At 31.0% G+C, this 23,789-nt stretch carries 19 protein-coding genes and 1 pseudogene; 2 read left to right on the forward strand and 18 right to left on the reverse strand.

The genetic code is table 11. The features are described 5' to 3' along the window. Window positions 1-71: 71 nt before the first annotated feature. The 4 genes from MRU_RS09485 to rplJ form a co-directional block, all read right to left on the reverse strand. Complete coding sequence (locus MRU_RS09485) at window positions 72-572, reverse strand: fumarate hydratase C-terminal domain-containing protein (protein WP_012956693.1); 501 nt, start codon at window positions 570-572, stop codon at window positions 72-74. Window positions 573-1,064: 492 nt separating this feature from the next. Beyond that, window positions 1,065-2,231: a tyrosine decarboxylase MfnA gene (gene mfnA / locus MRU_RS09490; RefSeq protein WP_012956694.1), complete on the reverse strand. Its 1,167-nt coding sequence runs from the start codon at window positions 2,229-2,231 to the stop codon at window positions 1,065-1,067. A 261-nt stretch (window positions 2,232-2,492) separates the two neighbouring features. After that, the gene (ppsA, locus tag MRU_RS09495) at window positions 2,493-4,763 is read right to left on the reverse strand and encodes a phosphoenolpyruvate synthase (protein WP_012956695.1); all 2,271 of its coding nucleotides are present in this window, start codon (window positions 4,761-4,763) and stop codon (window positions 2,493-2,495) included. Between the two features lie 358 nt (window positions 4,764-5,121). Beyond that, window positions 5,122-5,604, reverse strand: a complete 483-nt coding sequence (rplJ, locus tag MRU_RS09500; protein WP_012956696.1) for a 50S ribosomal protein L16 — start codon at window positions 5,602-5,604, stop codon at window positions 5,122-5,124. A 747-nt stretch (window positions 5,605-6,351) separates the two neighbouring features. Between rplJ and MRU_RS09505 the strand changes: the two genes are divergently transcribed. Together MRU_RS09505 and MRU_RS09510 are read left to right on the forward strand one after the other, a co-directional pair. Continuing rightward, window positions 6,352-6,588, forward strand: a complete 237-nt coding sequence (locus tag MRU_RS09505) for a KEOPS complex subunit Pcc1 (RefSeq protein WP_012956697.1) — start codon at window positions 6,352-6,354, stop codon at window positions 6,586-6,588. A 321-nt stretch (window positions 6,589-6,909) separates the two neighbouring features. Beyond that, window positions 6,910-8,139, forward strand: a complete 1,230-nt coding sequence (locus MRU_RS09510) for a hypothetical protein (protein ID WP_012956698.1) — start codon at window positions 6,910-6,912, stop codon at window positions 8,137-8,139. 417 nt (window positions 8,140-8,556) lie between these two features. Here MRU_RS09510 and MRU_RS09515 read toward each other — a convergent pair whose 3' ends face one another. From MRU_RS09515 to MRU_RS09580, 14 genes and pseudogenes are all read right to left on the reverse strand, one after another. After that, complete coding sequence (locus MRU_RS09515) at window positions 8,557-9,327, reverse strand: peptidylprolyl isomerase (protein WP_012956699.1); 771 nt, start codon at window positions 9,325-9,327, stop codon at window positions 8,557-8,559. Between the two features lie 507 nt (window positions 9,328-9,834). After that, entirely contained in the window at window positions 9,835-11,022 is a 1,188-nt protein-coding gene (locus MRU_RS09520; RefSeq protein WP_012956700.1) for a nucleotidyltransferase family protein, read from the reverse strand. 247 nt (window positions 11,023-11,269) lie between these two features. Next, window positions 11,270-11,467, reverse strand: coding sequence for a hypothetical protein (locus MRU_RS09525; protein WP_012956701.1), 198 nt, complete (start codon window positions 11,465-11,467; stop codon window positions 11,270-11,272). Window positions 11,468-12,078: 611 nt separating this feature from the next. After that, window positions 12,079-13,332: a dihydroorotase gene (locus MRU_RS09530; RefSeq protein WP_012956702.1), complete on the reverse strand. Its 1,254-nt coding sequence runs from the start codon at window positions 13,330-13,332 to the stop codon at window positions 12,079-12,081. Between the two features lie 302 nt (window positions 13,333-13,634). After that, window positions 13,635-14,867 carry a 4Fe-4S binding protein gene (locus tag MRU_RS09535; RefSeq protein WP_012956703.1) on the reverse strand — a complete coding sequence of 411 codons (1,233 nt, stop codon included), beginning with the start codon at window positions 14,865-14,867 and terminating at the stop codon, window positions 13,635-13,637. Between the two features lie 15 nt (window positions 14,868-14,882). Beyond that, complete coding sequence (locus MRU_RS09540; protein ID WP_048812507.1) at window positions 14,883-16,310, reverse strand: Ni/Fe hydrogenase subunit alpha; 1,428 nt, start codon at window positions 16,308-16,310, stop codon at window positions 14,883-14,885. Window position 16,311: 1 nt separating this feature from the next. Further along, the gene (locus tag MRU_RS09545) at window positions 16,312-17,238 is read right to left on the reverse strand and encodes an NADH-quinone oxidoreductase subunit B family protein (protein ID WP_012956705.1); all 927 of its coding nucleotides are present in this window, start codon (window positions 17,236-17,238) and stop codon (window positions 16,312-16,314) included. Between the two features lie 20 nt (window positions 17,239-17,258). Further along, window positions 17,259-17,684 (reverse strand): hydrogenase iron-sulfur subunit, encoded by a 426-nt coding sequence (locus MRU_RS09550; protein WP_012956706.1) that lies wholly within the window; start codon window positions 17,682-17,684, stop codon window positions 17,259-17,261. 927 nt (window positions 17,685-18,611) lie between these two features. Next, window positions 18,612-19,031, reverse strand: a complete 420-nt coding sequence (locus tag MRU_RS09555; protein WP_012956707.1) for a type II toxin-antitoxin system VapC family toxin — start codon at window positions 19,029-19,031, stop codon at window positions 18,612-18,614. Then, window positions 19,024-19,269, reverse strand: coding sequence for a hypothetical protein (locus MRU_RS09560; protein WP_012956708.1), 246 nt, complete (start codon window positions 19,267-19,269; stop codon window positions 19,024-19,026). The genes MRU_RS09555 and MRU_RS09560 overlap by 8 nt, the downstream gene beginning before the upstream one ends. Window positions 19,270-19,604: 335 nt before the next feature. Next, window positions 19,605-20,846: a SufB/SufD family protein gene (locus tag MRU_RS09565; protein WP_048812508.1), complete on the reverse strand. Its 1,242-nt coding sequence runs from the start codon at window positions 20,844-20,846 to the stop codon at window positions 19,605-19,607. Further along, entirely contained in the window at window positions 20,818-21,576 is a 759-nt protein-coding gene (locus MRU_RS09570; protein WP_012956710.1) for an ABC transporter ATP-binding protein, read from the reverse strand. The genes MRU_RS09565 and MRU_RS09570 overlap by 29 nt, the downstream gene beginning before the upstream one ends. Window positions 21,577-22,153: 577 nt before the next feature. Next, window positions 22,154-22,431 (reverse strand): annotated as a pseudogene (locus tag MRU_RS09575) (PRC-barrel domain-containing protein). A gap of 487 nt (window positions 22,432-22,918) precedes the next feature. Next, window positions 22,919-23,551: a GTP--adenosylcobinamide-phosphate guanylyltransferase CobY gene (locus tag MRU_RS09580; protein WP_012956712.1), complete on the reverse strand. Its 633-nt coding sequence runs from the start codon at window positions 23,549-23,551 to the stop codon at window positions 22,919-22,921. Between the last annotated feature and the right edge of the window lie 238 nt (window positions 23,552-23,789).

The raw sequence follows: 23,789 nt of genomic DNA on the forward strand, positions 1-23,789 counted from the left end.
AAAAGAGCATTTGAAAACTAATATTGCAAAAAATAAATGATAAAAAAGAATTTAAAAAAAAAAATAATTAGTTATAAAGACTTTCCATGAGCAATTGCTACAATACCTGGAATATCCTTAACTTCCAGCTCAAAGAAGGCCTCCATACCTTCTTCTTCATATGCGACGCACTTTTTAGAAATTACATTATTTGTTAAAAGTGCAGCAACAGGAGGAGTTACAATAAAAATAGAATTATATTTATCCAAAGTTTTTTTAGTCTCATCAGATAAGGAACCTTTACCTATATGAAATTTAACTCCAGCAGATGATAATGCTTCCATAGAAGATTCAATTTCTGCCTTATTGCTTGTAGTTGGAGCTATACCTGCTACACTAAATGCAGTATGCATAATTGCCATGCCTTTAAAATCAAATGGATACTTATCCTCTTGGCCATTTTCAATAGATTTGGATAATTTAGGCAAAACTGCATCTCTTCCACAATACATTTTTCCTGAAAGAGAAATCTTATCCCCTATTTTTAAATCATTAATATCATCATCACTAATTGGAGTAGTTATTCTTTTCATATAATTAGATTTTTCTTCTAAATTAATAAAATTTTCTTATATTAATTCTAAATGGAATAAGAACATCTGATTGGAACAAATTTCCTCTTGAAAAAAAACACAAAATCACAAAAATGAAAAAACACTAAAAAATAATTTCATAAAAACAACTAATCACAAAAATGAAAATAAGAAAAGTAACAAAAGTTAAAAATTGAAAAATCACAAAAGTGTAAAACCATAAAATCACTTAAACACAAAATCACAAAATCACAGCAAAAATTAACTATCAAAATATTAAAAATACGATAAATTAAATTAAAAGTAAAACTTAATCTATAAAAATAATTTATCAAAAATCTAATTAAAATAAACCATATAGAAAAAAATATAATTTTATAAACTGTTATCTACATCAAGTGAAATAAATATAGAAAAATAATGAAAAATAATAAGAAATAATGAAAAATAGAGAGTATAGATTAAAAAAATAGTAAAAATAAGAGAATCGAACTAAATAGATTCAGAAATGTCTTTTAAGTCTGATATAAGTTCAACGATATGCTCTCTTTTAATATGATTCATTAAAATTACTCTTATCGCCTTAGGACAAGATGAGCAAGAGACTTTCCAATCTCTCTTCTCAATCAATTGGGCCAAGTCATCTGTTTCAAGTTTAGGATGATTGAATGCCACAATATTCAATTTAGGCTCTACTACCAACTCATAACCTAACTGCTTAACTGACTCTGCTAAAAATATTGCATTATCTAAAGATTCCTTAGCTAATCTTGCATAGCCATCCTTTCCTAAATACTTCATAACAGCAAAAGTGGCAGCAGATGTTGCTCCCATCCTTGTTCCTACAATTGTGGATTGATGTTTTATGGTTAGATAAGGAGAATTTACACTAATGGAGTCTAAATACTCTTCATTTCTAAATAGGATTCCCCCAGCTGGAATAGGGGCAAGCCCCATCTTATGAGGATCCACTGTTATGGACTTGACTCCCTTCAATGAAAAGTCAAATTCTGGAAGGCCATATCCTATCTCTTTAAGGAAAGGTATGGAAAATCCTCCAAAGGCTGCATCAACATGCAAGTGAATGTTATTTTCCAAAGCAATATTAGACAATTCTTCAATAGGGTCAATCATTCCAAGTTCTGTAGTTCCTGCAACTCCTACAATAGCTACAGTGTTTTCATTGATTTCATCCTCTACAAAACTAGCGTCCAACTGATAGGAATCATCTAAAACGATTTCCCTAAGCTTAAGATTTAAAATGTCTGAGGCCTTTTTAAATGAGAAATGAGCAGATTGAGGAACGATGATTTCTCCTTGACTTATTCCTTTTTCATCACGGGCAATATTACGTGCAGCCCTAATGGCCATAATATTGGCTTCAGTTCCTCCAGTTACAATGTGGCCAACAGGATTCTCAATGGATAAGAAAGAACCAATCATTTTTAAAACCTTATCTTCAATGGCTTTTGTTCCTTTAAAAAGACCAGGGTCTCCAAGATTAGATTCTAAAAATTGAATAAAAGCTTTTTGAGCAATAGGATGTGCTTGAGTACACATAGATCCAAGAATTCTACCATCTGAATATTTGCAATCTTGAGATTGGTAAAAATCCAATTCCTTAAAAATTTCTTCTTCGCTAATAGGTTCCTTATTCATGATATTACCTTAAAAATGAAACGATAAGTTAAAAATTAAATCAAAAAATTAATTTTAAAAACCAATAAATATTAGTTTTTTAAAAGCATCTTTAAGAAATCTAAAAAAAGCTAAATTAAAAATAATTTTAAAAAACCAATAAATAAAAATAATCTAAAATTAATAAAAATCTCAAAAATATCTGAAATAAACTGAAATTATCAAAAATAACTTAAAAAAAATAAAAAATAAAATTTAAAGATAAAAAATCTTTAAATTAAATTATAATTGTTTTCTAGCTGCATCGAGCATGATTTTCTTTTCAGCTCTTGCAACAGTCTTTCTAACCTCTTCAACAGCATCAGTATTAGATGAAACACTTGTAATTCCAAACTTAACAAGCTTTTCAACAATATGAGGCACACTTCCTGCTTGACCGCAGATACTGCATGTTACACCTGCTGCCGCACAGTGCTTGATTGTTCTTTCAATCAATGCCATTACTGCTGGGTGCTCTTCTCTGTAGTGTTTTGCAACAAATTCATTGTTACGGTCCACTGCAAGAGTGTATTGGGTCAAGTCATTGGTTCCAAGGCTTACAAAGTCAATTCCTTCTGCAATGTATTCATCAATGAGAATAGCTGCCGCTGGAATTTCAACCATCATACCGAATTCAACATCCACTTGAGGTTCCAAGCCAACTTCTCTGCAGATTTCCTTTGCTCTTCTAAGCTCAGATGGGTGTTGTGACAATGGAATCATGATTCCAATGTTTGTGTAACCTTTATCGTGAAGCTTTTTGATAGCCTTGAATTCAGCCTTTAGGATTTCAGGCTCATCCAATTCTCTTCTGATACCTCTCCAACCGAGCATTGGGTTGTGTTCCCTTGGCTCATCCTCTCCACCTTCAAGGGTGATAAACTCATCGGTAGGAGCGTCAAGAGTTCTGTACCATACTGGTTTTGGATAGAATTCATCTGCAACTTTCAATACGCCTTCAGCGATAACATCCACTAATTTGTCTTCTTCGCCATCTAAGATGAATTTTCTTGGGTGAACGCCAGTGGATAACATCATGTGCTCGGTTCTAAGTAATCCTACACCATCAGCACCAGTTGCTGCTGCCTTAGGAGCTGCTTCAGCCATACTTACATTAGCCTTTACTTCGGTTACAGTGATTAAAGGAGTTGCAGAAACTTGTACTGCAGCTGCTTCAGCAGGTTCTTCTCCTTTGATGATTCCTTTGTAGACTAAACCTTTCTTACCGTCAGCAGTTACCTTGTCGTTTTCCTTTAATGTGGTGGTAGCATCTCCAGTACCTACAACACAAGGAATTCCAAGTTCCCTTGAGATGATAGCTGCGTGACAGGTTACTCCACCTTCATCGGTTACGATACCGTTTGCCCTTTTCATAGCAGGTACCATGTCTGGAGTGGTCATGGTAGTGACCATCACATCACCTTCTTGAACCTTGTCAAGCTCATCAAGGCTTAAGATAACCTTTACAGTACCGGAAGCAAGTCCTGGACTTGCACCGAGACCTTTAATCAATACTTCTAAGTCAACATCCTCTTCAGAAGCTTTTTCTTCAGCGTCTCCAAGAGTGGTAATTGGTCTTGATTGCAATAGGAATAGGTTTCCGCCATGGAAAGCCCATTCGGTGTCTTGAGGTTTGCCGTAATGACCTTCAACCCTTTTAGCCATTTCAACTAATTTTTCTAATTCCTCATCAGATAAGACCCTTTCATTTCTCTTATCTTCAGGGACGTCCACTTGAATGGAGGTTCCATTTTCGTCATTGGTAAACATGGTTTTCTTATCACTGACAGTGATATTCAACAATTCATTGTTTTCCTTTGAGACAACATAGTTATCAGGAGTTACAGTTCCACTGACAACAGATTCACCAAGTCCCCAAGATCCTTCGATTAAGGCAATGTTTTCACCAGTGGATGGGTTTACGGTAAACATTACTCCTGCCTTTTCAGAATCGACCATTTGTTGAACTACAACTGCAATGTAAACTTGAGAGTGTTCAAAGTTGTTCTCTTCCCTGTAGAAGATAGCTCTTGCTTCAAAAAGGGAAGCCCAACATTTTCTTACATATTCGATTACATTGTCAATTCCTTGAACGTGCAAGAAAGTGTCTTGCTGACCTGCAAAGGAAGCTTCAGGCAAGTCTTCAGCAGTAGCGGAAGAACGAATAGCCACATCAGCTTCATCTACGCCGACCTTTTGGGATAATTGATTGTAAGCTTCAATGATGTAAGTGGAAATGTCTTCTGGAATTGGAGTTTCGATAACGATTCTCTTGATTTCTTCAGCAGCCTCTTGGAGCTCTTTAGTGTTGTTGATATCAGTTTGGTCCAATATATCCATAACACTATTGAAAATTCCTGTATCCATCATGAACTTCTTATAAGTTTCGGATGTTACTACAAATCCTGGAGGAACAGGAATGCCTGCTTGAGTCAATTCTCCTAAATTAGCACCTTTTCCACCAGCAATACCGATGTCATCTTTACCTAAGTCTTCAAACTTTATAACATACATAGTTTTTCCCTCTTAAAAAATCATATCTTAATAATAATCTTAAATTATGATTTAAATAAAATTAAATAATGTTTGGATATTAAATAAAAGTCCAAATAAAGATTAAAAAATTAATTGAAATTTAATAAGGAATTTTTTAAATTCAATGAATAAAAAGAATAAAAATATTCTCTAAAAATGTTTAAAACTAAAGAATAAAAAATATTCTCTAAAAATGTTTAAAACTAAAGAATAAAAAATATTCTCTAAAAATGTTTAAAACTAAAGAATAAAAAATATTCTTTAAAAATGTTTAAAACTAAAGAATAAAAAATATTCTTTAAAAATGTTTAAAACTAAAAAGAATTAATTAAAAGAATTATTTAATTAATTCAGCACCTTTTTCTACAACAATTTTACAGGAAACAGGTAATTTCATTCCAGCTCTTTTTAAAGCAACTTTAGCATCTTCGAAGTTTTTAGGGTTTACGTCAATAGACATAACCTTTTGATTGGTCTTTACAAGAGCTTCTACACTGATAGCCTTACCGAATGCATTTCTCATACCACTTTGAACCCTGTCCGCTCCTGCTCCGGTAGCCATAGGGTTTTCCCTTACGATATTGTGAGGATATACTCTTAACTTTAAGTGGTATCCTAATCTACCAGCAGATCTTTGCATGTATCTGTTGGAAGCAATACGAGCTGCTTCTAAAGCATTGTGTCTAATTTGAGCTGGTTTTTTAACAGCTAAAGATAATCTTACAGGGAAATCTTCAGATAAATTACCCATATCATATTGAACAATTCTGTTATTTGGTATTTTTCTAATATATTCTCTTCTTGAATAAGCACGAACCATTAAAAGTCCTCCATATAATCATAATTTGAATCGACTGTGAATAATTAATTCCATATAAATTTTTTTATTTCACAGCAACCCATTTTTTCAACTAGCTGAAATCCATATCATTTTATTTAACAGCTTATGTTGAAATAAATAAACGTTCTATCAGAACATTGTAATAAGGCTTTAAAGAATGATACCCATATTAAGACAATATAAGCTATAATTATATTGCTTATTATCATGATTAAAGCCATATAAAAATGATAATCTAATAAATAATTGTTTTTTAAAATATTTTTAAAAGCATATTTTAAATATTTATATAATTTTTTTATAATTATTTATTATTATTTTATTAAGTTAGATAGAATAACATTATTTATTTTTTTAAACATTAATAAATGTTATCATTCTTGGGCAAAATTTCATGAAAAAATATGATTTTTCATGGAAAAATTATAAAATTTCAGTAAAAATCATAAGAAAATGACTTGAAGGAATACAAAAGTAAATTGAAAATATAAAAAGTTAATCTAAAAAAATGAAAATGGTGAAAATTTTGAATCAAAAAAGTGCAAAAATACAATTGAAAAAAATTCTTTCAATTAAGATAATGAATATAAAAAACTGAATGGAAAATATTCTATTCAACTAAGATAATGAATAAAAAAAACTGAATGGAAAATGTAAATATAAAAAATTACAAATAGAATATTAATTCATAATTCAATATTATATTAAAAAGAGAAATGTGTTAATATGAAAATAAAATCAAATATAAGACTTAAATATAATAATTCAAAAAATGCTGAAATTGTATATAAATCTTTAGAAGTGGATAATGAGGGATTTTTAGAATCTGAATTAAATTCAGATGAAATAGAATACAATATCAAAAGCGACAAGCTTGGAAGTTTTTTAAATACTGCAGATGATTTAATAGCTTCTGAGATATTAATAGAGGATCCTTTTAAAAAACAACCTAAAAAAGATTAGATTTAAGCAAAAAAGAAAAAATCTATAAAACTAAGACCCTAAACTAAAATAAAAAAAGCTAATTTTAAAAAGATGTTTAATTGATAATAAAAATATTCGTATGGATACAAAATAAGATAAATTTAATAATAACTTAAAAGATAAATATATAATACTATAAAACTTATAAAGTATATCCTTTATATCCTTTTTTAAGTGGAACTTTGCTTAAATTTAAAGTAAGAGAGTTATAAGTTTTTTTTAAAGAAATAAAAACAAAAAACAAGTTTAATGAATATAATATTAATTTATTCGTAATTAAAACTAAATTGAAGTGTTATTATGGAATGTTATAATCACCCTGATAGAGAAGCAGTCACTACTTGTTCTGTTTGTGGAAAGGCCGTCTGTCCAGATTGTGCTATGGAAATTGCAGGAAATGTCTACTGTAAAGATTGTGTTAATGAAATTGTAACACAAAGCATAATGGAAAAGGCAAGCACTCAAGCTCCTAAAGAGGCAGCCGAACCAATAACTGAAGAAGTTCAAGAAGCTGAAGCAGTTGAAGAAGCTATCGAAGAGCCTGTTGAAATCATCACTCCTGTTCAACAAGAGGAAGTTGAAGAGATTATCCCAGAAACTCCGAAAAAAGCTCCTGAAAACTTTGAGCCTGAAGTTGAATACGAAACAGAATATGTAGAGACATATGATGAAGACGGTGTGGAAGACAGCTATTATGAAAATCCTGAAATAATTCCAGAACCTGAACCTGAGTATAAGGAAAGAGAAAGAATTGTTAAAGAGGAAGCAAAAGCTAAAGAGGAAGAGGAAATAATTGAGCCAGTTCATAAAACTGAAGACATTCCAAAAGAAGCCTATATGGATGATATGGAAGCAGACTTTTATGAGGAACAACCTAGCAAAGCTCCAAGTAAGGACCTTGAAGCCAAATATGAGAAATATTTGGAAGACCTTTATTACGATGAAGATGAAATAGAGGAAGAAATTTACGAAGCTCCAAAAACTCAAAAAAGACGTTCAAAACCTAGAAGACCTCAAAGAGAAGATAGTTACTATGATGAAGACCATAAAAGAAGTCCTAGAAACTATTCCAACCAAGGAGAATACTACATCAACCCTAGAGAAGAAGAATTTGAGGAAGAAGAATTTATCACTCCAAGCCATAGCAGAAAAAGAGCTAGAAGCGAAGAAACTGAAAGCTATGAAGAGTTAAAAAGAAGAATCGAAAGAAATTATGCTAAAGAGCAAGAAGCTAAAGAAAATCGTAGATTCAGAAGGTCTAAAAAGTCTAAAAAACAAAAAAGACCTGACTATGAATATGATGAATTAGAAAACATACAAGAAATGCACTCATTCCCAGAGTATGAAAAAGAGGATAAGATTGGTATCTTAGATATTATCTTAGCAATAATCCTTATTGTTTTAATTATACTGCTTATATTGTATGTTATTTATTTATTCAGATTAAATGGAGAGTACTTCAGCTTTATTGACTCACTTTTAGGATTAGTCAGAGATCCTAGCGGTTATATAAGCTATGTACTTAACTAAATTTAAAAACAAAGCTAATCCTTTGTTTTTAACTTTTATTTTTTAATAACACTTTAATTTTTAATTTAAAACTTTTTTTAATTATTTTTCTAATTTTACTTATTTTTTATTATATTTTTATTATTTAATCTATTTTTACTAGTTTTAAACTTTTTTTACAGTACTTAATAAAATAGCCATATAATTTTATAATATAAAAAGCTATTTTAATCAAAAAAGGCCCTTAATTTATTTAAAACAATGGTTAAAAAAAAATAGTTTCACTAAATATAAAATAAAAATAGTAATTTAAATTAAAAAAGAGAAAAAACCTATTTAAAAAAAAGAAAAATCAATACAAAATATCAAAAAAAAAGAAAATAATTACGATTGAAAAAAAATAAAAAAAAAGAAAAGGTAGGGGAATAATTAATAAAATTATTCTTCTGCATCTGCTTCTACTTCAGTTTCTACTTCTGCTTCTACTTCTTCATCAGGAGCTTCTTCTACGATTTTTTCAAATTCGTCTACGAATTGAACTTTTTCGTAATCCATATTGTCCCAAATGTCTTTAGAAATTCTGAATCTAGCAAAAGTTACATCCATATAGGATTGTTGATCGAATCTAGTGATCTCATCTAATTTAATAGAAACGGTGCTTCCATCGAATTTAATTTCAATATTATCATAATCCATATTAGGATAGGAGTAATGTAACTCAATCATGCTTTTAATTTTTTCTTCATCATCTTCAATGAGTTCTACAACAGTTACATCATATTCTAAGTTTTTACCAGCTAAATCATGGTTGAAATCAACTTTTACTCTTCCGCCATTTACAGAAATGATTTTACCGTTACCGTTTTCAGTGCTGATTTTCATGCCTCTTACAGGAGTCATGCCTTGTTTTTTAAACTCTTTCATAGGAATTAATTGAATTAAATTAGGGTTTCTTTGACCGAAACCGTTTTCAGGAGTGACTGATACATGAACAGATTCACCAGCTTCAGATCCGATAATTGCCTCTTCAATTGCAGGTAATAAATGATTTCCACCTACAATGATTGGAATTGGACCATATTTTTTATTTTCTACTAAAATACCAGCTTCTTCAGCAATGTCTTCAGAAGTGGTATCAAAAATTTCATCAGTTTCTTTAATACTACCAGTAAAGTCTACTCTTACAAAGTCACCATCTTGGATTGCCATAATATTCTCTCCATAAATTATTTAAAAATCTTTAATTGCAAATCAATTAGTTAAAAAAAAGTCTCTCACATTTCCAGAACAACTTTCTAGAACCTATTTAATTAATTAAAATGCAATTAAATAATCAATGTAATTAATAAAAGTAATTAGTAAATTCAAAAATTATCAAATTAATAAATCTTTTTTTTACTTTGAATATAATTATCAAAAAGGATTTGATAATATGATTTTATTAAAATATAATTTCAAATAATAATTACAATAATTAAATATTAAACAATCAAATATTTATAATTTATTTATTTTTGGGTAAAATTTTAGTAAATCTTAAGAGTGAAATTGGAAAAAATAGAAAAATTTCGATAAAATATGAAAATTTTAAAAAAAAAATAATCGCTAAAAAAAATAAAAAAAGAGTAACTTAAAAAAAATATTTAAAAAAAAATAACTTAAAAAATATTTAAAAGAAATACTTAAAAAATATTTAAAAAAAAAGGATAGAGAAGATTATTCATTAGTCAATTCAATTGAATTTACAAAAGGATGATCATTTAAAACCTTTTCCTCAAATTGGGTTAAAACTGTCTCATTCTTATAATTTAAAACCCTAACATTAAATGGATAGGTATTAATATAATTAGAGATGACATCCCCTCTCATTTGAGTTTCCAAAATGCTTAAAACCCTATTTTTATAATGGCTGCTAAATCCATAAAAAATAGCATCCTCTATTTCAGAGATAGATTCAAACTCCTTATTTTCCCGTTTTTCAATAAATTCATTAGCCAATTTTTCACTGAAGAAGTTTAATTTAATTAGCTCATCATAGGACAAGTTGTTTGCTGAGTTTAAAATCACTTCATAATCTCGCTGATCATGTAAAGGAGCATTATCATTATCCAATTCTCTTTTTAAAATTCTTAATGTTTCCGGAGGAAGCATTGACTCTACATCTTCCAATTTGTTTTCGGAGCAGGCTTTTCGAATTAAAGTTCCGCTAACACCTTCAATACGAGGGACAAAAATAAATTTATCCTTAAAATCAAAGCCTATTCTTTTTAAAGATTTGGAAAAGGAAACGATAACATAATTGTCTTCCTCAAGCTTTCCTTCAAGAATAGTTTCTTTTGTATCCATATCAACGATTTTATAAGGTTTTGGAGCTACACCATGTCCCATAGAAATTCTTTTTAAGATTTCATCATAGCCATCAAAAGGCCTATAGCCTCGTGGAATGAAATCTGTGTTTAAAGCTTGAAACATCTTGCATAAGCATAATGAATATTGGCCGGATCCCATTATTCCCATTGGAGGTCCTTCAACAACAATATCTGCCCCAACTTCAATAGCTATTTCTGCCCGGACATTTCTATGCATGATATAAGGCAATCCCCGACCGCTTCGCTCAAAAAGACCTGGAACAATAGCAACAAAAAGACCGTTTGGAATTTTAGACTTTGCTGTTTTCATGCAATGAAAATGACCATTATGAAGGGGAGAATACTCAGTAAAGTCTGCAATTAAAGGATTGGATGTAGATTCTTCATTAGTTTTTTCATAAGACTGTTTTGACTGTGAAGAGCCATTAGAATATCCATCATCATCAGATAAAGACTTTTGAGCTTTTTTATAATCATTGCAAAATGTTTTCTTATCTTCTTTAAGAATATTTCTTATAAAATCAATTGAAGGCATAATATATAATATTTTTATTAAAATTAATAAAATTAATTATTTAAATCTAAAAATTTAACACGTTTAGAAACCTACCAAGTCTAGAAACTTACAAAGTCTAGAAACCTACCAAGTCTAGAAACTTAGCAAGTCTAGAAACTTACAAAGTCTTGAACTTATCTCTTTCAAAATTCAAAAATTAATTTTATTAATCCAATGCAAATTAAATCCACTAAAACTGACTTCATTCATGATTTGAAAGTTTAAATCAAGTATCTTCTTCAGGAAGGTCTTCAAAGTCCTCTTCTGGATTATTCTCAATCCATAACAAAATGGCTTCCTTAATCGCCTTACTGTACCATTTCGGCTCAAATCGAAACTTCTGAGAAGCTAATCGCCTAAATTCATAATCTAACTCACTTTCAACATGTATAGTTACTCGTTTAATCTTTGTTTCTTCAGACATCAATACACAACCTAGCTAATTTATGGAAAAAATCAAAATGAAGGAAAAACTCAAAAATAACTCTATTTCTTCTTTATCTTTCAAGTTAATTTCTTTAAAAAAAGATTTACCATATATAACTATTTATAAAAATAAAGATTGAAATGAAGTTTTTCTTAAATTAATATATTATATGATTTTTATTAATAAAAAGATTTTCTATAAATCCTTAATTCATCAAAATAAGATTAAAATAGCGAAATTGATTTAATATTAAAACAATATTGATTTGAGAATATAAAATTATGACTAAATTGAAACAATTTTATAGTGAAAATAAAAAATTGTTCTTATCTCGTAACAATTTTGATTTTAAAAAATTAATTAGATTTTTAAAAAATTTCAAAAATGATATAAAAAAGATCAAGACTTAATACAATTTTTAAACAAGAAGAAAAGACCAGATTTTTAAAATACTAAAATTTGAAAATGTTTTAAAAATTGAAAAATGAGAAATTGATATGAAAAAATACTAAAAATTTGAATAAAAATTAGAATATAAATACATTAAAGACTATAAAAGCATTTAAATGTAAAAATAAAAATTTATTGGAGAATAATTAAGAAACCATTTAAATAAATAATTCATTATCCTCCATAATTACCTCTCCACCAATAATAGTCATTGTAGCAGCCCCTTGATAGTCCATTCCATCAAATGGAGAATATTCTGCTTTTGTATAAAACTCATCAATATTGAAAGTTCCTTCTTTATTTAAATCTACAACAACAAAGTCTGCATCATAATTTTCCTTAATAAATCCTTTATTTTTTAGATTGAATCTTTTAGCTGGATTTTCAGCAAATATTTTAGGAATTAAATTGAAATCCAGATTGGATTTATTCACTTCAGTCAATAATAATGATAGAACTGTTTCTAAAGAAGGAATTCCCGGACTGGAATCCCACACACCTTTATTTTTCTCCTCCAAGCTGTGAGGTGCATGATCTGTACCAATCATTGAATCTGAATCAATATCTGAAACATTAACCTTATCCTTAGATTCCCTTAAAGGAGGATTGGTCTTAACGATTGTGCCAAACTTATCAAAATAACTATTGTCAAACAATAGATGATGAGGAGTGAATTCATAGCTAATGTTGTTCTCCTTTGCAAGTTCCATTCCCTTTTTTGTGCTTAAATGACATATATGCAAATTATTTCCAAATTCTTTTGAAAGGGAAATCGTTTGAGAGATTGATTCTATCTCAGATTCGGCAGAACGGGCATAGCTATAGCTGATTGGCTTATCCTTAAGTTCTAAGTCCTCAGATAATCTTTCTGTATTTTCTCGAACAATGGATTGCTTTTCAGCATGAACAGTTAAAATAGGATTTCCATCAAGATTAGAAATGTTTTTAAATATCTCCCTAAGACGTTCATCACTTTCAAGATCCATAAAAACCTTAAAGGACATTGGATTCAATTCCAGTATTCTTTCCATCTCTTCAAATGAGGAATGACCTGAATGAAGGCCGAAATTAACAACTGACTTTGAATTGGCCATTTCTAACTTATCCTTAAATGCCTTGTATGTGTTTGTTTTAGGAAGAGTATTAGGCATATCCATAACAAAGGTAAATCCTCCATTGGCTGCTGCCATAGAACCTGTTTTAAAATCTTCTTTATAGGTGAGTCCAGGGTCTCTAAAGTGAACATGAGGGTCTATAAGTCCTGGCAAGACATATTGTCCTTTAATATCCATCTCGTTATCTGCTGAAATTGGAGTTTTAGACATCTTTGCTATCTTTCCATCCTGAATAGCAATATAAAATTCTCCAGACTCTCCTACAAGCTTTAAGTTTTTTAAGACCAAATCAAACATAAAAACACCATAAAGTAAAATAAATTAAATAAACAGTTTTTAAAGAAAAATCGTTATTAACTCAATGAAAAATATTGAAATAATTAGTAAAAATTTTAAATTTTGCTTCTAATTAAATATTTTTAATTAATATATAATAAACCTATTTTAAAATCACAAGAATTTAAAAAAAAATCAGCGTAAAAAATTAGAAAATTCATAACAAATAAGAAAATACGATAAAAAAAAAGTAAAAAAGGCACTTAACATAAGTTAAGCACCATACCTAAATAATATAGGTTTAATTTTGTATTTTGACGTACCTATTTTAAGCTAAGTGCTTCAGGGGTACATTTTGCAAGACATTGTTCACAAAGGGTACAAAAACCTGCGATTGGCAAGTTAACTTTGTATGCTTTATGTAACATATCATATGGACATGCGTCAATACATTCTCCACATTCGTCACATTTGGATGGGTTGAATATGATTCTGTCTCTCATGACAGTCTCGCCATCAATCTCTTTGTCAACATAGTCTAATTGTAATGCATCGTTAGGACAAACATTTGCACAAGCACCACATCTTACACACATGATGAAAGATTGTTCGCCCATATCTTTCTGACGGGAAGGTACTTCCATTCCTCTCTTAGTCACTACTCTTATAGCTTCAGTAGGACATTTTAAAGCACAGCCTCCATCATAGAGACATTTTTCGCCATCCCAACAGATTCCTTCAGTTGAATCGAATTTAGATGCGCCATATTCAACATCTAAATCAATTGCATCTACAGGACATACATTTACACAAAGACCACAAGCAGCACATGCTTCAGGAAGAGCTACAGTCAAGTCAGATTTAGGACTAATGAAGTCACCAGGACATGCGTCAACACAGGAATTACAGCCAATACATGCATCAGCGTCTAAAGTAAAGGATTTCATTACTTTGCTACGTTTTGCAGGTTTTGCGTTTCCAGCGATGAAAATTGCATTCCAAGGACAGGATTGTGAACATACTCCACATTGGATACATTTGTCTTCATCCACTTCGATAGGTTCTCCGTAAGCAGATAAGGTGATTGCATCTACAGGACATTCAGCAACACATACTCCACATCCTTTACAATCATCAATGTATACCGCGCCTTCTGGTTCAATTACTCTAGAAGCAGGTTCTTTAATTCCAGGAACTCCGATAACGTCAACAGGACAGATGTCCACACATTTTTGACACATTACACAGAATCCTTTAAGGAGTTGAGAATCTTCTGGATCTAATTTAAGAGTTTTAGAAGGACATGCGTCTACACAGTCTCCACATTCGTCACATTTTGTTTTGTTAAAGATTAATCTTACTTGAGTGTTTCCTTCTTCATCAATAGCTATGTCGTCTACTTGCAAAGCACCTTTGGTACAGACTTCTGCACATTTTGGTTCTTCGCTGCAAGTATCACAGTAAACGATATGATCGCCTACTTCAATAGCTGCTGTAGGACAGACTCCTTCACATGCTCCACATTTAATACAGCTATCTTCATTGAATACTATCATTTTAACACTCCAAAGTTAGATTTTGTTTATTAAGTTTCCTTCACTGTCATATACTTCTACAGTAGCTAATCTCATTTGACTGTCCATAGTGTGGGTAGCACAAGATAAACATGGGTCGTGAGCTCTGATAACCATTTCCATTAAGTTGAAAATCTTATCATCTACTTCTACACCAGGTTTGATGTAGTCTTTAGCTACTTGTTGAATACCCATTTCCATAGCAGGGTTGTTTTGGATAGTTGCTACAATAATGTTTGCTTGGGTGATTAATCCTTCGTCATCAGTTGTGTAGTGGTGGATTAAAGTACCACGTGCAGCTTCTACGATACCTGCACCTTCACCAGCAGTTCTTTCTAATGCGTCAGGGAATTTGTCACCAGATAAGTCTTGTTCTAATGCGTCAACAGCCATTTCAGCAGAAGCTAATAATTCGATTAATCTTGCCCAGTGGAATAATAATGGGTATTGTGCGTAACCGAATCTGTCTCTGAAGTCTTCTAAAGCACCTTGTGCTAAAGGAGCTGCATCAGGCATCTTATCACAAACGTTAATACGGGATAATGGAGCAACTCTGTAAATACCTTCTGGGTATCCTAATTCTTTAATGTAAGGGAATTTTAACCAGGAGTATGGTTTTACATGTTCTGCAACAATATCTTTGTATTCGAGGTTTCTGTATTCAGTGTAGATAGAACCGTCTTTGTCTTTTATTCTTACTTTACCGTTGTATACGTCCCAGTCACCATCTTTAGTTACGATACCACAGTGACGGGTGTCACCGAAGTAACCTAAGGTTTTGACTAAGTCGATTTTTTCCTCTAAGATAGGTACAGCTAATTCAATGGTAGCTTGAGCTAATTCTACGTTTTCTTTAGCTTTTGCTAATAAGTCAGCTTGAGTTTCTTCATCTAATTCGGTGGAAATACCACCAGGGGTAGAGGAAGTTGGGTGAATTGGACGACCACCGGTTGCGGATACGATGTCTAAACCGTTTCTTCTGATTTTAATAGCTTGAAGTGCAACTTCAGGCATATCTTGGATAATTTGGAAAACGTTTCTTGTTTTTCTGGTTCCGTTAGGAACTACTAAATCAGGTGCTGCTAAGAAGTAGAAGTGGAGAGCGTGAGAGTGCATGTAAGATCCCCAGTTCATTAATTCTCTCATTTTGTAAGCAGCAGGTAAGATGTCATCATCGTTAAATCCGTAGATTTGGTCAACAGCCTTAGCAGCTGCTAAGTGGTGTTGTACATCACAAATACCACAGATTCTAGGTACAATACGAGGTACTTCCTCAGCTGGACGTCCTTGTAAGAATTTTTCGAATCCTCTAAATTCCATAACATGTAATCTAGTGTCTTCTACATTTCCTGCTTCGTCAAGGTGTACAGTAATTTTTGCGTGACCTTCAATACGAGTTACAGGTTCCATAGTAAGTTTTACCATATTATTTTCCTCCTTTTTGCATTTTAGCAGGGACTAAAGCAGCTGGTAAAGTGTAAGTGTAGAAAGTACCTACAATGTCATCTAATTGATCAGCTACTTGTTCAGGGTCTACGGTCTTATCTTCGTTTACACCGTAGTCAGATGCAATCGCAGAAATCATTTTTGCACCTGCATCGTTTACTTTTGCAGTAGGTCCGTAGCAACCTCTACATGGGATAGCAATACTTGGGCATTGTGCTCCACATAAGGATACGGTTGCAGGTCCCATACATACTAAACCTTGAGCAATTAAACATAAGTCGTCTTCAGGTTTACCGATTTCAAATTGTCTTTTAATGAAGTCCATAGCGAGACCAGCAGGTGGTTTTTCTCTAGGACATACTTCACAAAGGTTTGTGGTAGGTAATTCAATAGTTCCTCCGTTTAATAAGGTAAGAATAGCTTCTGCTACTACGTCAGATTTTGGAGGGCAACCAGGAATTAATAAGTCAACTTGAATAGCTTCGCCTAAAGGTCTTACTCTGCTTTCTAAGGTTGGTACATCTTCGTTAGGAATGATTCCTTCTGGGTTTACAGTACTGCAGGAGTTAATGTAACCTTCGGTTGTTAACTCTTCAACAGTGTGTAAGTTACCGAGACCAGGAATACCACCGTAAGCTGCGCAAGTACCATATGCAATAACGAGGCCAGCTTTTTCTCTTAACATTTCTGCTAATTCTCTGTTTTCTTCGTTTCTGATTCCACCTTCTACAATGAGTACGTCTAATTCAGGTACTTCATCGTATTTAGTATCACATAATACTGGTGAGAATTCGAATTGTGCTAATTCTAAAACATCTAATAAAGATTCGTGAAAGTCCGCAATGGATAAGTGACAACCGGAACATCCTCCGAGCCACATAGTTCCTACTTTAGCTTTATCTGCCATAAATAATCCTCCAGTTAAATCTATCCTTCAGCATCTAATTGTGCTTTTAATGGGGAAGGTCCTAAATCTTTAATTCTGTCTACCATCATTTTAACAGAACTAGCGAATTTTTCTCCTTCGGAAGCGGAAATCCAGTCGTGGTGGACTCTTTCTCTTCCGATTCCCATATCTTCGACTAATTTATAAACTAATCTCATTCTTCTGTCAAGTTTATAGTTACCTGCATCGTAGTGGCAGTCACCCATGTGGCATCCTGCTACGAATACACCGTCAGCACCGTCTCTGAATGCTTTTAAAATAAACTGAGGGTCAATTCTTCCAGAACACATTACTCTTATAACACGAATGTTAGGTGGGTATTGCATTCTTGCAGTACCTGCAGTATCTGCTCCACCATAGGAACACCAGTTACAACAAAACATTACAATTTTTACATCTTCAGACATAGAGTTTATCCTCCTCTATTTTCAAATATTGTTTATAGTCCAAAAATAAAATTCTAATTTCATTTTAGACTTATCTCATTATTTCAATCAATCAAAAATATCATCAAATCAATCAAACTGATATAATTGATAGTCAATATGATTAGTATTGGCTTATTGAAACAATTCGATACTCAACCTAAATAGTTTGAACTATTAGATCAATAGTCTCACTATTTTTTTAACCTATAAAGATCCAAATCAAAAATCCCATAGATTAATTCTTGAATTCCAAATCAAAAAATTCAAGATTCCGTTTGAACTTTAAAAATCCAAATCAAAAATTTCTAAAGCTCTAGATTTCAATCTAATTTCTTTTTTAAAAAAGTTTTTCAAATCTATAATTAAAGCATTTTGATGGATGCCTTAATCTCAAATCATCGTACGTCAATGAGCTAGCTCAGCTTAACATTAATGTACTAATATATATTATATTAAGAATTAAATATAAAGCTTACTTGGAAAGTAAATACACAAACTTTATATACTATAATACTTTTTTTTAAATGTGTATTAACTATATAAAATTAAAATATGGATGATAAATAAGCGATATGAAAAAATAAGCAAAATTATTAATAAGCAGAGAAAAAAAGGAACTTTTTTATTATCACATAAAAATCAAGCTCATAAAAAGAGATTAAATTAAGTTTCAATAGTTTAAAACAATTCTATAAAATAAGAATAAATTTTAAAAAATCAGCCAAAAATTAAGGAAAACCTAAAGAAAAATTTTGATAAAAAATTGATAAAAAATTGATAAAAAATTGATAAAAAATTGATAAAAAATTGTAAAAAACTAATAGAAAAAAATGAGAAAAAGTGAAAAAATTCAAGTAAAAATCATAAAAAAACAAATAAAAAAATATAAGCATGATCCTAAAGAAATCATAAATCCAATAGATTCACATCATCAAATACCTTAAAGTTCTTATCAAAGGTAACAATATAATCCAAGCCATAATATTTATATAAAAAAGCAATGGAACAGTCTGTAAATCCCACTTTAAATGATTTTGAATTGTATCTTTTAAACATCTCAAATACCCTATCATTGAACATACTTATCTCGAACTCATTGATAATAGTTAGATTGTCCTTCATAAAGTAGTATGCTTTGACTGTCAATTCAATATCCTTTGTCCTCATCATAAGGATTGTAATGATTTCATTGAAGACCCCATTGCTTATATAACATTCATGGTTGGACAAGAGCTCCTCACAAGTGGAAATTGCCAGTTCATTGTTTGTTTCGATTTCACGGAAAATTGCAATTATGAAATTGGCATCCAAAAAATATTTACTCATTTAAATAAACTCCCCTATCAATTTTCCAATCCCCTTCAACATCATTTTCCTTTTTAATCATCCCTGCAACATCCTTTAAAGTAACTTTTTTTCTGAAAGTGATTCTTAAATCTCCAAACTCATCCACGCCCCATTCAATGATAGTGTCCTCATCTACATTGAACCTATCCCTAACTTCACTGGGAATTATGGTTTGCTTGTTTTTATACATTTTGGTATTTGCTATAATATCTATCATATAAAAATCTCCTATTAATATATATTTTAGAGGTAATATATAAAATTAATGTAAAATTTAATTTCCCTATCAAAAATGAGATTTAAATATTTTTCCGGAACCTAAATAGTGTGAAATCATTCAAAATATATCCCCCTAGTGATAGGAAAGCATTATTCAAGAAAAAAAACTATTAAAATTAATAAAAAAACTAAAAAAAGCATTATAATAAAATAAATAAAATAATAACAGAAAAATAAGTGTAAAAAAAGTAAGCTTAGGAGCATACAACTCCCAAGTAGAGATAAAAATTTTTGGTCAAGGTTTTTGAGGCCGAAGGCCTCAAAAAGCTTGGATTACATACCATCCAAACTCATATCAATCATTCTTTGGGTCTCAGCAGCCAATTCATCAGGAAGACCTGTAATATCCATGCTTAAGAAACCTCTTACAATCATGGAAGCTGCTTCCTCTTCAGTAAGTCCTCTTGAGGTAAGGTAATAAATCTCCTCTTCATCGATTTGACCTACAGCTGCCTCGTGAGACATTTCAAGGTTTGCAGCATTAGCCTCAAGCTCTGGCACAGCATAGATTGAAGAGCCATCATCCAATACCAATCCATGACATTCAAGGTGTCCCTTTACATTAGGAACGTTTCCAGCCAAGTGACCTCTTGAATAGATGCTTGATTCGTCATTTGCTACAGCACGGGAAATAATCTCAGCGCTGGTGTTAGGAGCATTTAAAAGAGCCCTTGAACCTACATCAATGATTGAATCTTTTGTTCCGCTTTGAATACTCTGGAACAATGCCCTTGCATTCTCTCCATTACAATGGGTGGTAGGATAGGATTGAATTGAATTGACAGGGCTTGTCAAAATGTAATTATTAATATAAGTGGTATTCTCCGCTTGAAGAATAGCAGTCCTAGGACGTACTTCAACCTGTTCAGCCCAATTGTGAACCATTGTAAAGGTTATTTTAGAACCTGGCTTAAGATACATCTCAGATACTCCAACGTGGAGAGCTGATGAAACGTCTTCCCCTGTTGCACAGCCTGTGATAAGGTGAAGCTCAGAGTTCTCCTCTGCAATAATAATGTTATGAGCAGTTTGCATAACATCCTGATCTGCAATAAACATACATGCCTGAACTGGGAAAACCTCTTTGGTTCCAGGAAGTGACCTTACAAAGTATCCGCTATATGACTCTTCCTCCACTTCACGAAGTGCAGTCTGAGCAGTGTATTTGTCTGCATCAGGCTTTACAGCATTCCACATGTAATCCTTTAGCCAGGAATACTTTTCAAGTGCAATTCCAGTGTTCATGACCTCTACAGAATTGGAAATGGAACTGGAGAATACATTGGACTGATCCATCTGGAGGAATGACCCTGCCCTTTCTTCAGACTCTGTATCAACACCAACTTTCAATAATGTCCTTTTGGTCTTTTTGTCAACGTCATCAATATCATCAAGGACATCAAAAGCATTTACTTCCTCTTTAGAGAAGTTTTCAATAACTATATCAGTACCTAAAGCTGCCTTTTTATCCTTTGCCCTTAAAGCATCATTTGCCACATTCCGCACAGCCAACACATCCTTTAAATCCTTCTTTTCTAATATCTTCTAAAATTTCATCAGGGTCACCGGAACAGGCAATTATACCATGCATCAACACATGTGCCTTGTCCGCTTTAACGAAGTTTAAAATATAACCTAAGTGAGTGATAAGAAGCCCTGCTCTTTTTCTTTGGCCAGGCTTTTTATCCTTATCCAATAATACATTCAACTCTCCAGCCAAAAGCTCAACATTCTCAATGTCAACACCAGAGTCTGGCTCGTCGAACATTGTAAATAGCGGCTCTTGAGCAAGCAATTGAAGAATCTCAGACCTTTTAACCTCTCCTCCGGAGAATCCTCTGTTAACATCACGGTCTAAAAACTCATCGCTGAACTTTAATTTCTTTGCAAGCTCTTGCATCCTTGGATTCAAGTCTTCATCTGGATCTTGCTTGGATTCGAACTTAAGCAAGTCCCTAACGCTTACCCCACGAATTGCAGGAGGGTTTTGGAAACTTACTCCAAGACCTTTTTGAACACGTTCGGTAGTACTTAAACCAGTGATATCCTCTCCATTGAAGATAATGGACCCTTCAACAACTTCATATTTAGGAAATCCCAAAATAGTTAAGAATAATGTACTTTTGCCGGCACCATTAGGGCCTAAGAGCACATGAGTCTCTCCTTCTCTTATAGCAAGGTTTACGCCATTTAAAACGCGTTTGCCTTCAACTTCAACAACTAAATCTTTTACTTCAAGCAACATGCTATCATATCCTAATCATTTTCAAAATTAACGAATTACAAAATATAAATAAATTTGACAGTTTATTAATAGTATTTTAAGTCAATTTCATTGACATCATTGAATTAATAAATCATTAAATTAATTATATAACATTATTATATTAGTCTTTTACTATAAAATAATTAACTATTTTTTTAATTTAGGTATGATGTGAAAGTAAATTAAAATTATAATCAATGATAAAAATGACTAAAATCAATTGAAGAATAAAATCAGAAATAATATATAATAAATAAAATAATGATATGCAAAGAAAAAATAGACTAAAATAGAGAAAACAAGCTATAACTAAATAAAATAAGGATAAACAAAGAAAAAATAGACTAAAAAACTAAAAATAACTTAACTAAGAAAAACAATAACAAATAAAGAAAAATAGACTAAAAAAACTAAAAATAACTTAACTAAGAAAAACAATAACAAATAAAGAAAAAATAGACTAAAAAACTGATAAAAAAAATTAAAAAAATTAAATTTACTAAATACAATGCAAAGAAAATAGATAAAATAAAAAAGTGAAAATATAGTTAGAAAATTATTCAGTTACAATAATGAATTCTCCAACTTTCTCAATTTTGTAAAAGGTATTAATAATAAGTCTCCTCTACGTTTAGCACCTTTTACATGGATATTACGTCCACTTTCGATTTTAACGGCAATATCCACAATTTTACCTGTTTTTTCATTAATAATCAATTCATCAAGAACTCCTAAAATACGTGCATTATTAGTAGCTACTTGATAATTTTTAATTTCACTCCATAATTTTTCTTCCCTTCTGTGAGGGTTAGGTTTAGCAACAGCATTTTCCATATTTTCACCAATAAATCTTAATAATTATAATCGAAGAGATTATGTTTCTTGAGAATATTTTTTATTTTTTCCATCTGATTTTTCAAACCAAGAAATCAAAATTATTCTCAAAAATAATACTCCATTTTAAAAAAACTAATATTTATTATTAAATTTTAGTTTACCTTATAATTCTTTATGATTAAAACAATATATAAACTTATTGATTTTTTTAATAAAAATGAGTAAAAATTAGTAAAAATTTAGATAAATTAAAGAAAAAATAGATTAAAAATAGAAAAATTAGATAAATTCATTGAAAAATTATTCTAAAACAAAAATAATTTAAAGTTTAGAAAAAATGGATTTTGAAACAAATTTTTCCAAAAGGATAATGAGAATATAAAAAAATAATGAATCTTAAAAAAAAAATGGATTTGGAAAGCATTACCAAATAGGATAATGGAGGTATAAAAAATTTTGAAAGACCTTTGGAAATGATGAAAGATCATAAAAATTTACTGGCTAATATAGATGTCTCGATAGTATTTATATTAAAAACTAACTCATACCTTGGAATAATTAAAACTTCCTCCTCTTGAACGACATTTTCACTCCTAAGTATGTTGATTCCTGCAGGGACTTTTCCATTAAAATCATAGGTATAAGGAATGCCATATTCTTCAAATATTTCTACTGGCACCAATGTGGATAATGCAGGCTTGTCATGGTCTAGATAGTATTCAATGATGTAGTCAATTATATTTTCATCCACTAAAGGAAGGTCTGCATTTATGAAAAGTAAGATGTCATCTTTTGAATGATTTTCAAAACAAGTGAGGATTTCAGAGAGATCTTCGACAAAACCTATTCCTTTGGTGTCTAAATAAAAATCGGTTTTTGTGCTATTGTAAAAATCATCATGGAAATCAGAAAAATTCAAATCATCTTTTAAATAGGATTTGGTGTTTTCCCCATTTGGGCTTACGGCAACAACTGTCTTTTCTATGTATTTGGACTTTTTTAAATTATCCAAGACATAATCCATTAAGGGTTTGTCATTGATTGGAAAAAGAGGCTTTTCTATATTTGATTTTAGTCTAAGACCCTTTCCACCAGCCATTACCAAAGCTATAATCATATAAAGACCTCTAATGAAATAATAAAAATATCTGTTTAATTTTGAAATAAAAGTTAAATAATAATTTTTTAAAATGAAAAATATTCTAAATTAAAAAATATTATAAATTGAAATATATTATAAATTGAAAAATAAATGATTAAAAAAATAAAAAAAGTTTAAAAAGCTTAAAAAGCTTAAAAAGGTTTAAAAAGATAGTTTAAAATCTTAGAATGCTTTAAAAGCTTAGAATAGTTTA

Source organism: Methanobrevibacter ruminantium M1 (assembly GCF_000024185.1).
Taxonomy (GTDB): Archaea; Methanobacteriota; Methanobacteria; order Methanobacteriales; family Methanobacteriaceae; genus Methanobrevibacter; species Methanobrevibacter ruminantium.

What these genes read in the sequence shown, in the direction of transcription:
- ppsA (WP_012956695.1), bottom strand. Translation starts at nt 4,763, where the DNA reads ATGTATGTTATAAAGTTTGAAGACTTAGGTAAAGATGACATCGGTATT.
- MRU_RS09485 (WP_012956693.1), bottom strand. Translation starts at nt 572, where the DNA reads ATGAAAAGAATAACTACTCCAATTAGTGATGATGATATTAATGATTTA.
- MRU_RS09560 (WP_012956708.1), bottom strand. Translation starts at nt 19,269, where the DNA reads ATGATAGATATTATAGCAAATACCAAAATGTATAAAAACAAGCAAACC.
- mfnA (WP_012956694.1), bottom strand. Translation starts at nt 2,231, where the DNA reads ATGAATAAGGAACCTATTAGCGAAGAAGAAATTTTTAAGGAATTGGAT.
- MRU_RS09555 (WP_012956707.1), bottom strand. Translation starts at nt 19,031, where the DNA reads ATGAGTAAATATTTTTTGGATGCCAATTTCATAATTGCAATTTTCCGT.
- MRU_RS09545 (WP_012956705.1), bottom strand. Translation starts at nt 17,238, where the DNA reads ATGGCAGATAAAGCTAAAGTAGGAACTATGTGGCTCGGAGGATGTTCC.
- MRU_RS09550 (WP_012956706.1), bottom strand. Translation starts at nt 17,684, where the DNA reads ATGTCTGAAGATGTAAAAATTGTAATGTTTTGTTGTAACTGGTGTTCC.
- MRU_RS09515 (WP_012956699.1), bottom strand. Translation starts at nt 9,327, where the DNA reads ATGGCAATCCAAGATGGTGACTTTGTAAGAGTAGACTTTACTGGTAGT.
- MRU_RS09505 (WP_012956697.1), top strand. Translation starts at nt 6,352, where the DNA reads ATGAAAATAAAATCAAATATAAGACTTAAATATAATAATTCAAAAAAT.
- rplJ (WP_012956696.1), bottom strand. Translation starts at nt 5,604, where the DNA reads ATGGTTCGTGCTTATTCAAGAAGAGAATATATTAGAAAAATACCAAAT.
- MRU_RS09540 (WP_048812507.1), bottom strand. Translation starts at nt 16,310, where the DNA reads ATGGTAAAACTTACTATGGAACCTGTAACTCGTATTGAAGGTCACGCA.
- MRU_RS09530 (WP_012956702.1), bottom strand. Translation starts at nt 13,332, where the DNA reads ATGTTTGATTTGGTCTTAAAAAACTTAAAGCTTGTAGGAGAGTCTGGA.
- MRU_RS09570 (WP_012956710.1), bottom strand. Translation starts at nt 21,576, where the DNA reads ATGTTGCTTGAAGTAAAAGATTTAGTTGTTGAAGTTGAAGGCAAACGC.
- MRU_RS09525 (WP_012956701.1), bottom strand. Translation starts at nt 11,467, where the DNA reads ATGTCTGAAGAAACAAAGATTAAACGAGTAACTATACATGTTGAAAGT.
- MRU_RS09580 (WP_012956712.1), bottom strand. Translation starts at nt 23,551, where the DNA reads ATGATTATAGCTTTGGTAATGGCTGGTGGAAAGGGTCTTAGACTAAAA.
- MRU_RS09535 (WP_012956703.1), bottom strand. Translation starts at nt 14,867, where the DNA reads ATGATAGTATTCAATGAAGATAGCTGTATTAAATGTGGAGCATGTGAA.
- MRU_RS09520 (WP_012956700.1), bottom strand. Translation starts at nt 11,022, where the DNA reads ATGCCTTCAATTGATTTTATAAGAAATATTCTTAAAGAAGATAAGAAA.
- MRU_RS09510 (WP_012956698.1), top strand. Translation starts at nt 6,910, where the DNA reads ATGGAATGTTATAATCACCCTGATAGAGAAGCAGTCACTACTTGTTCT.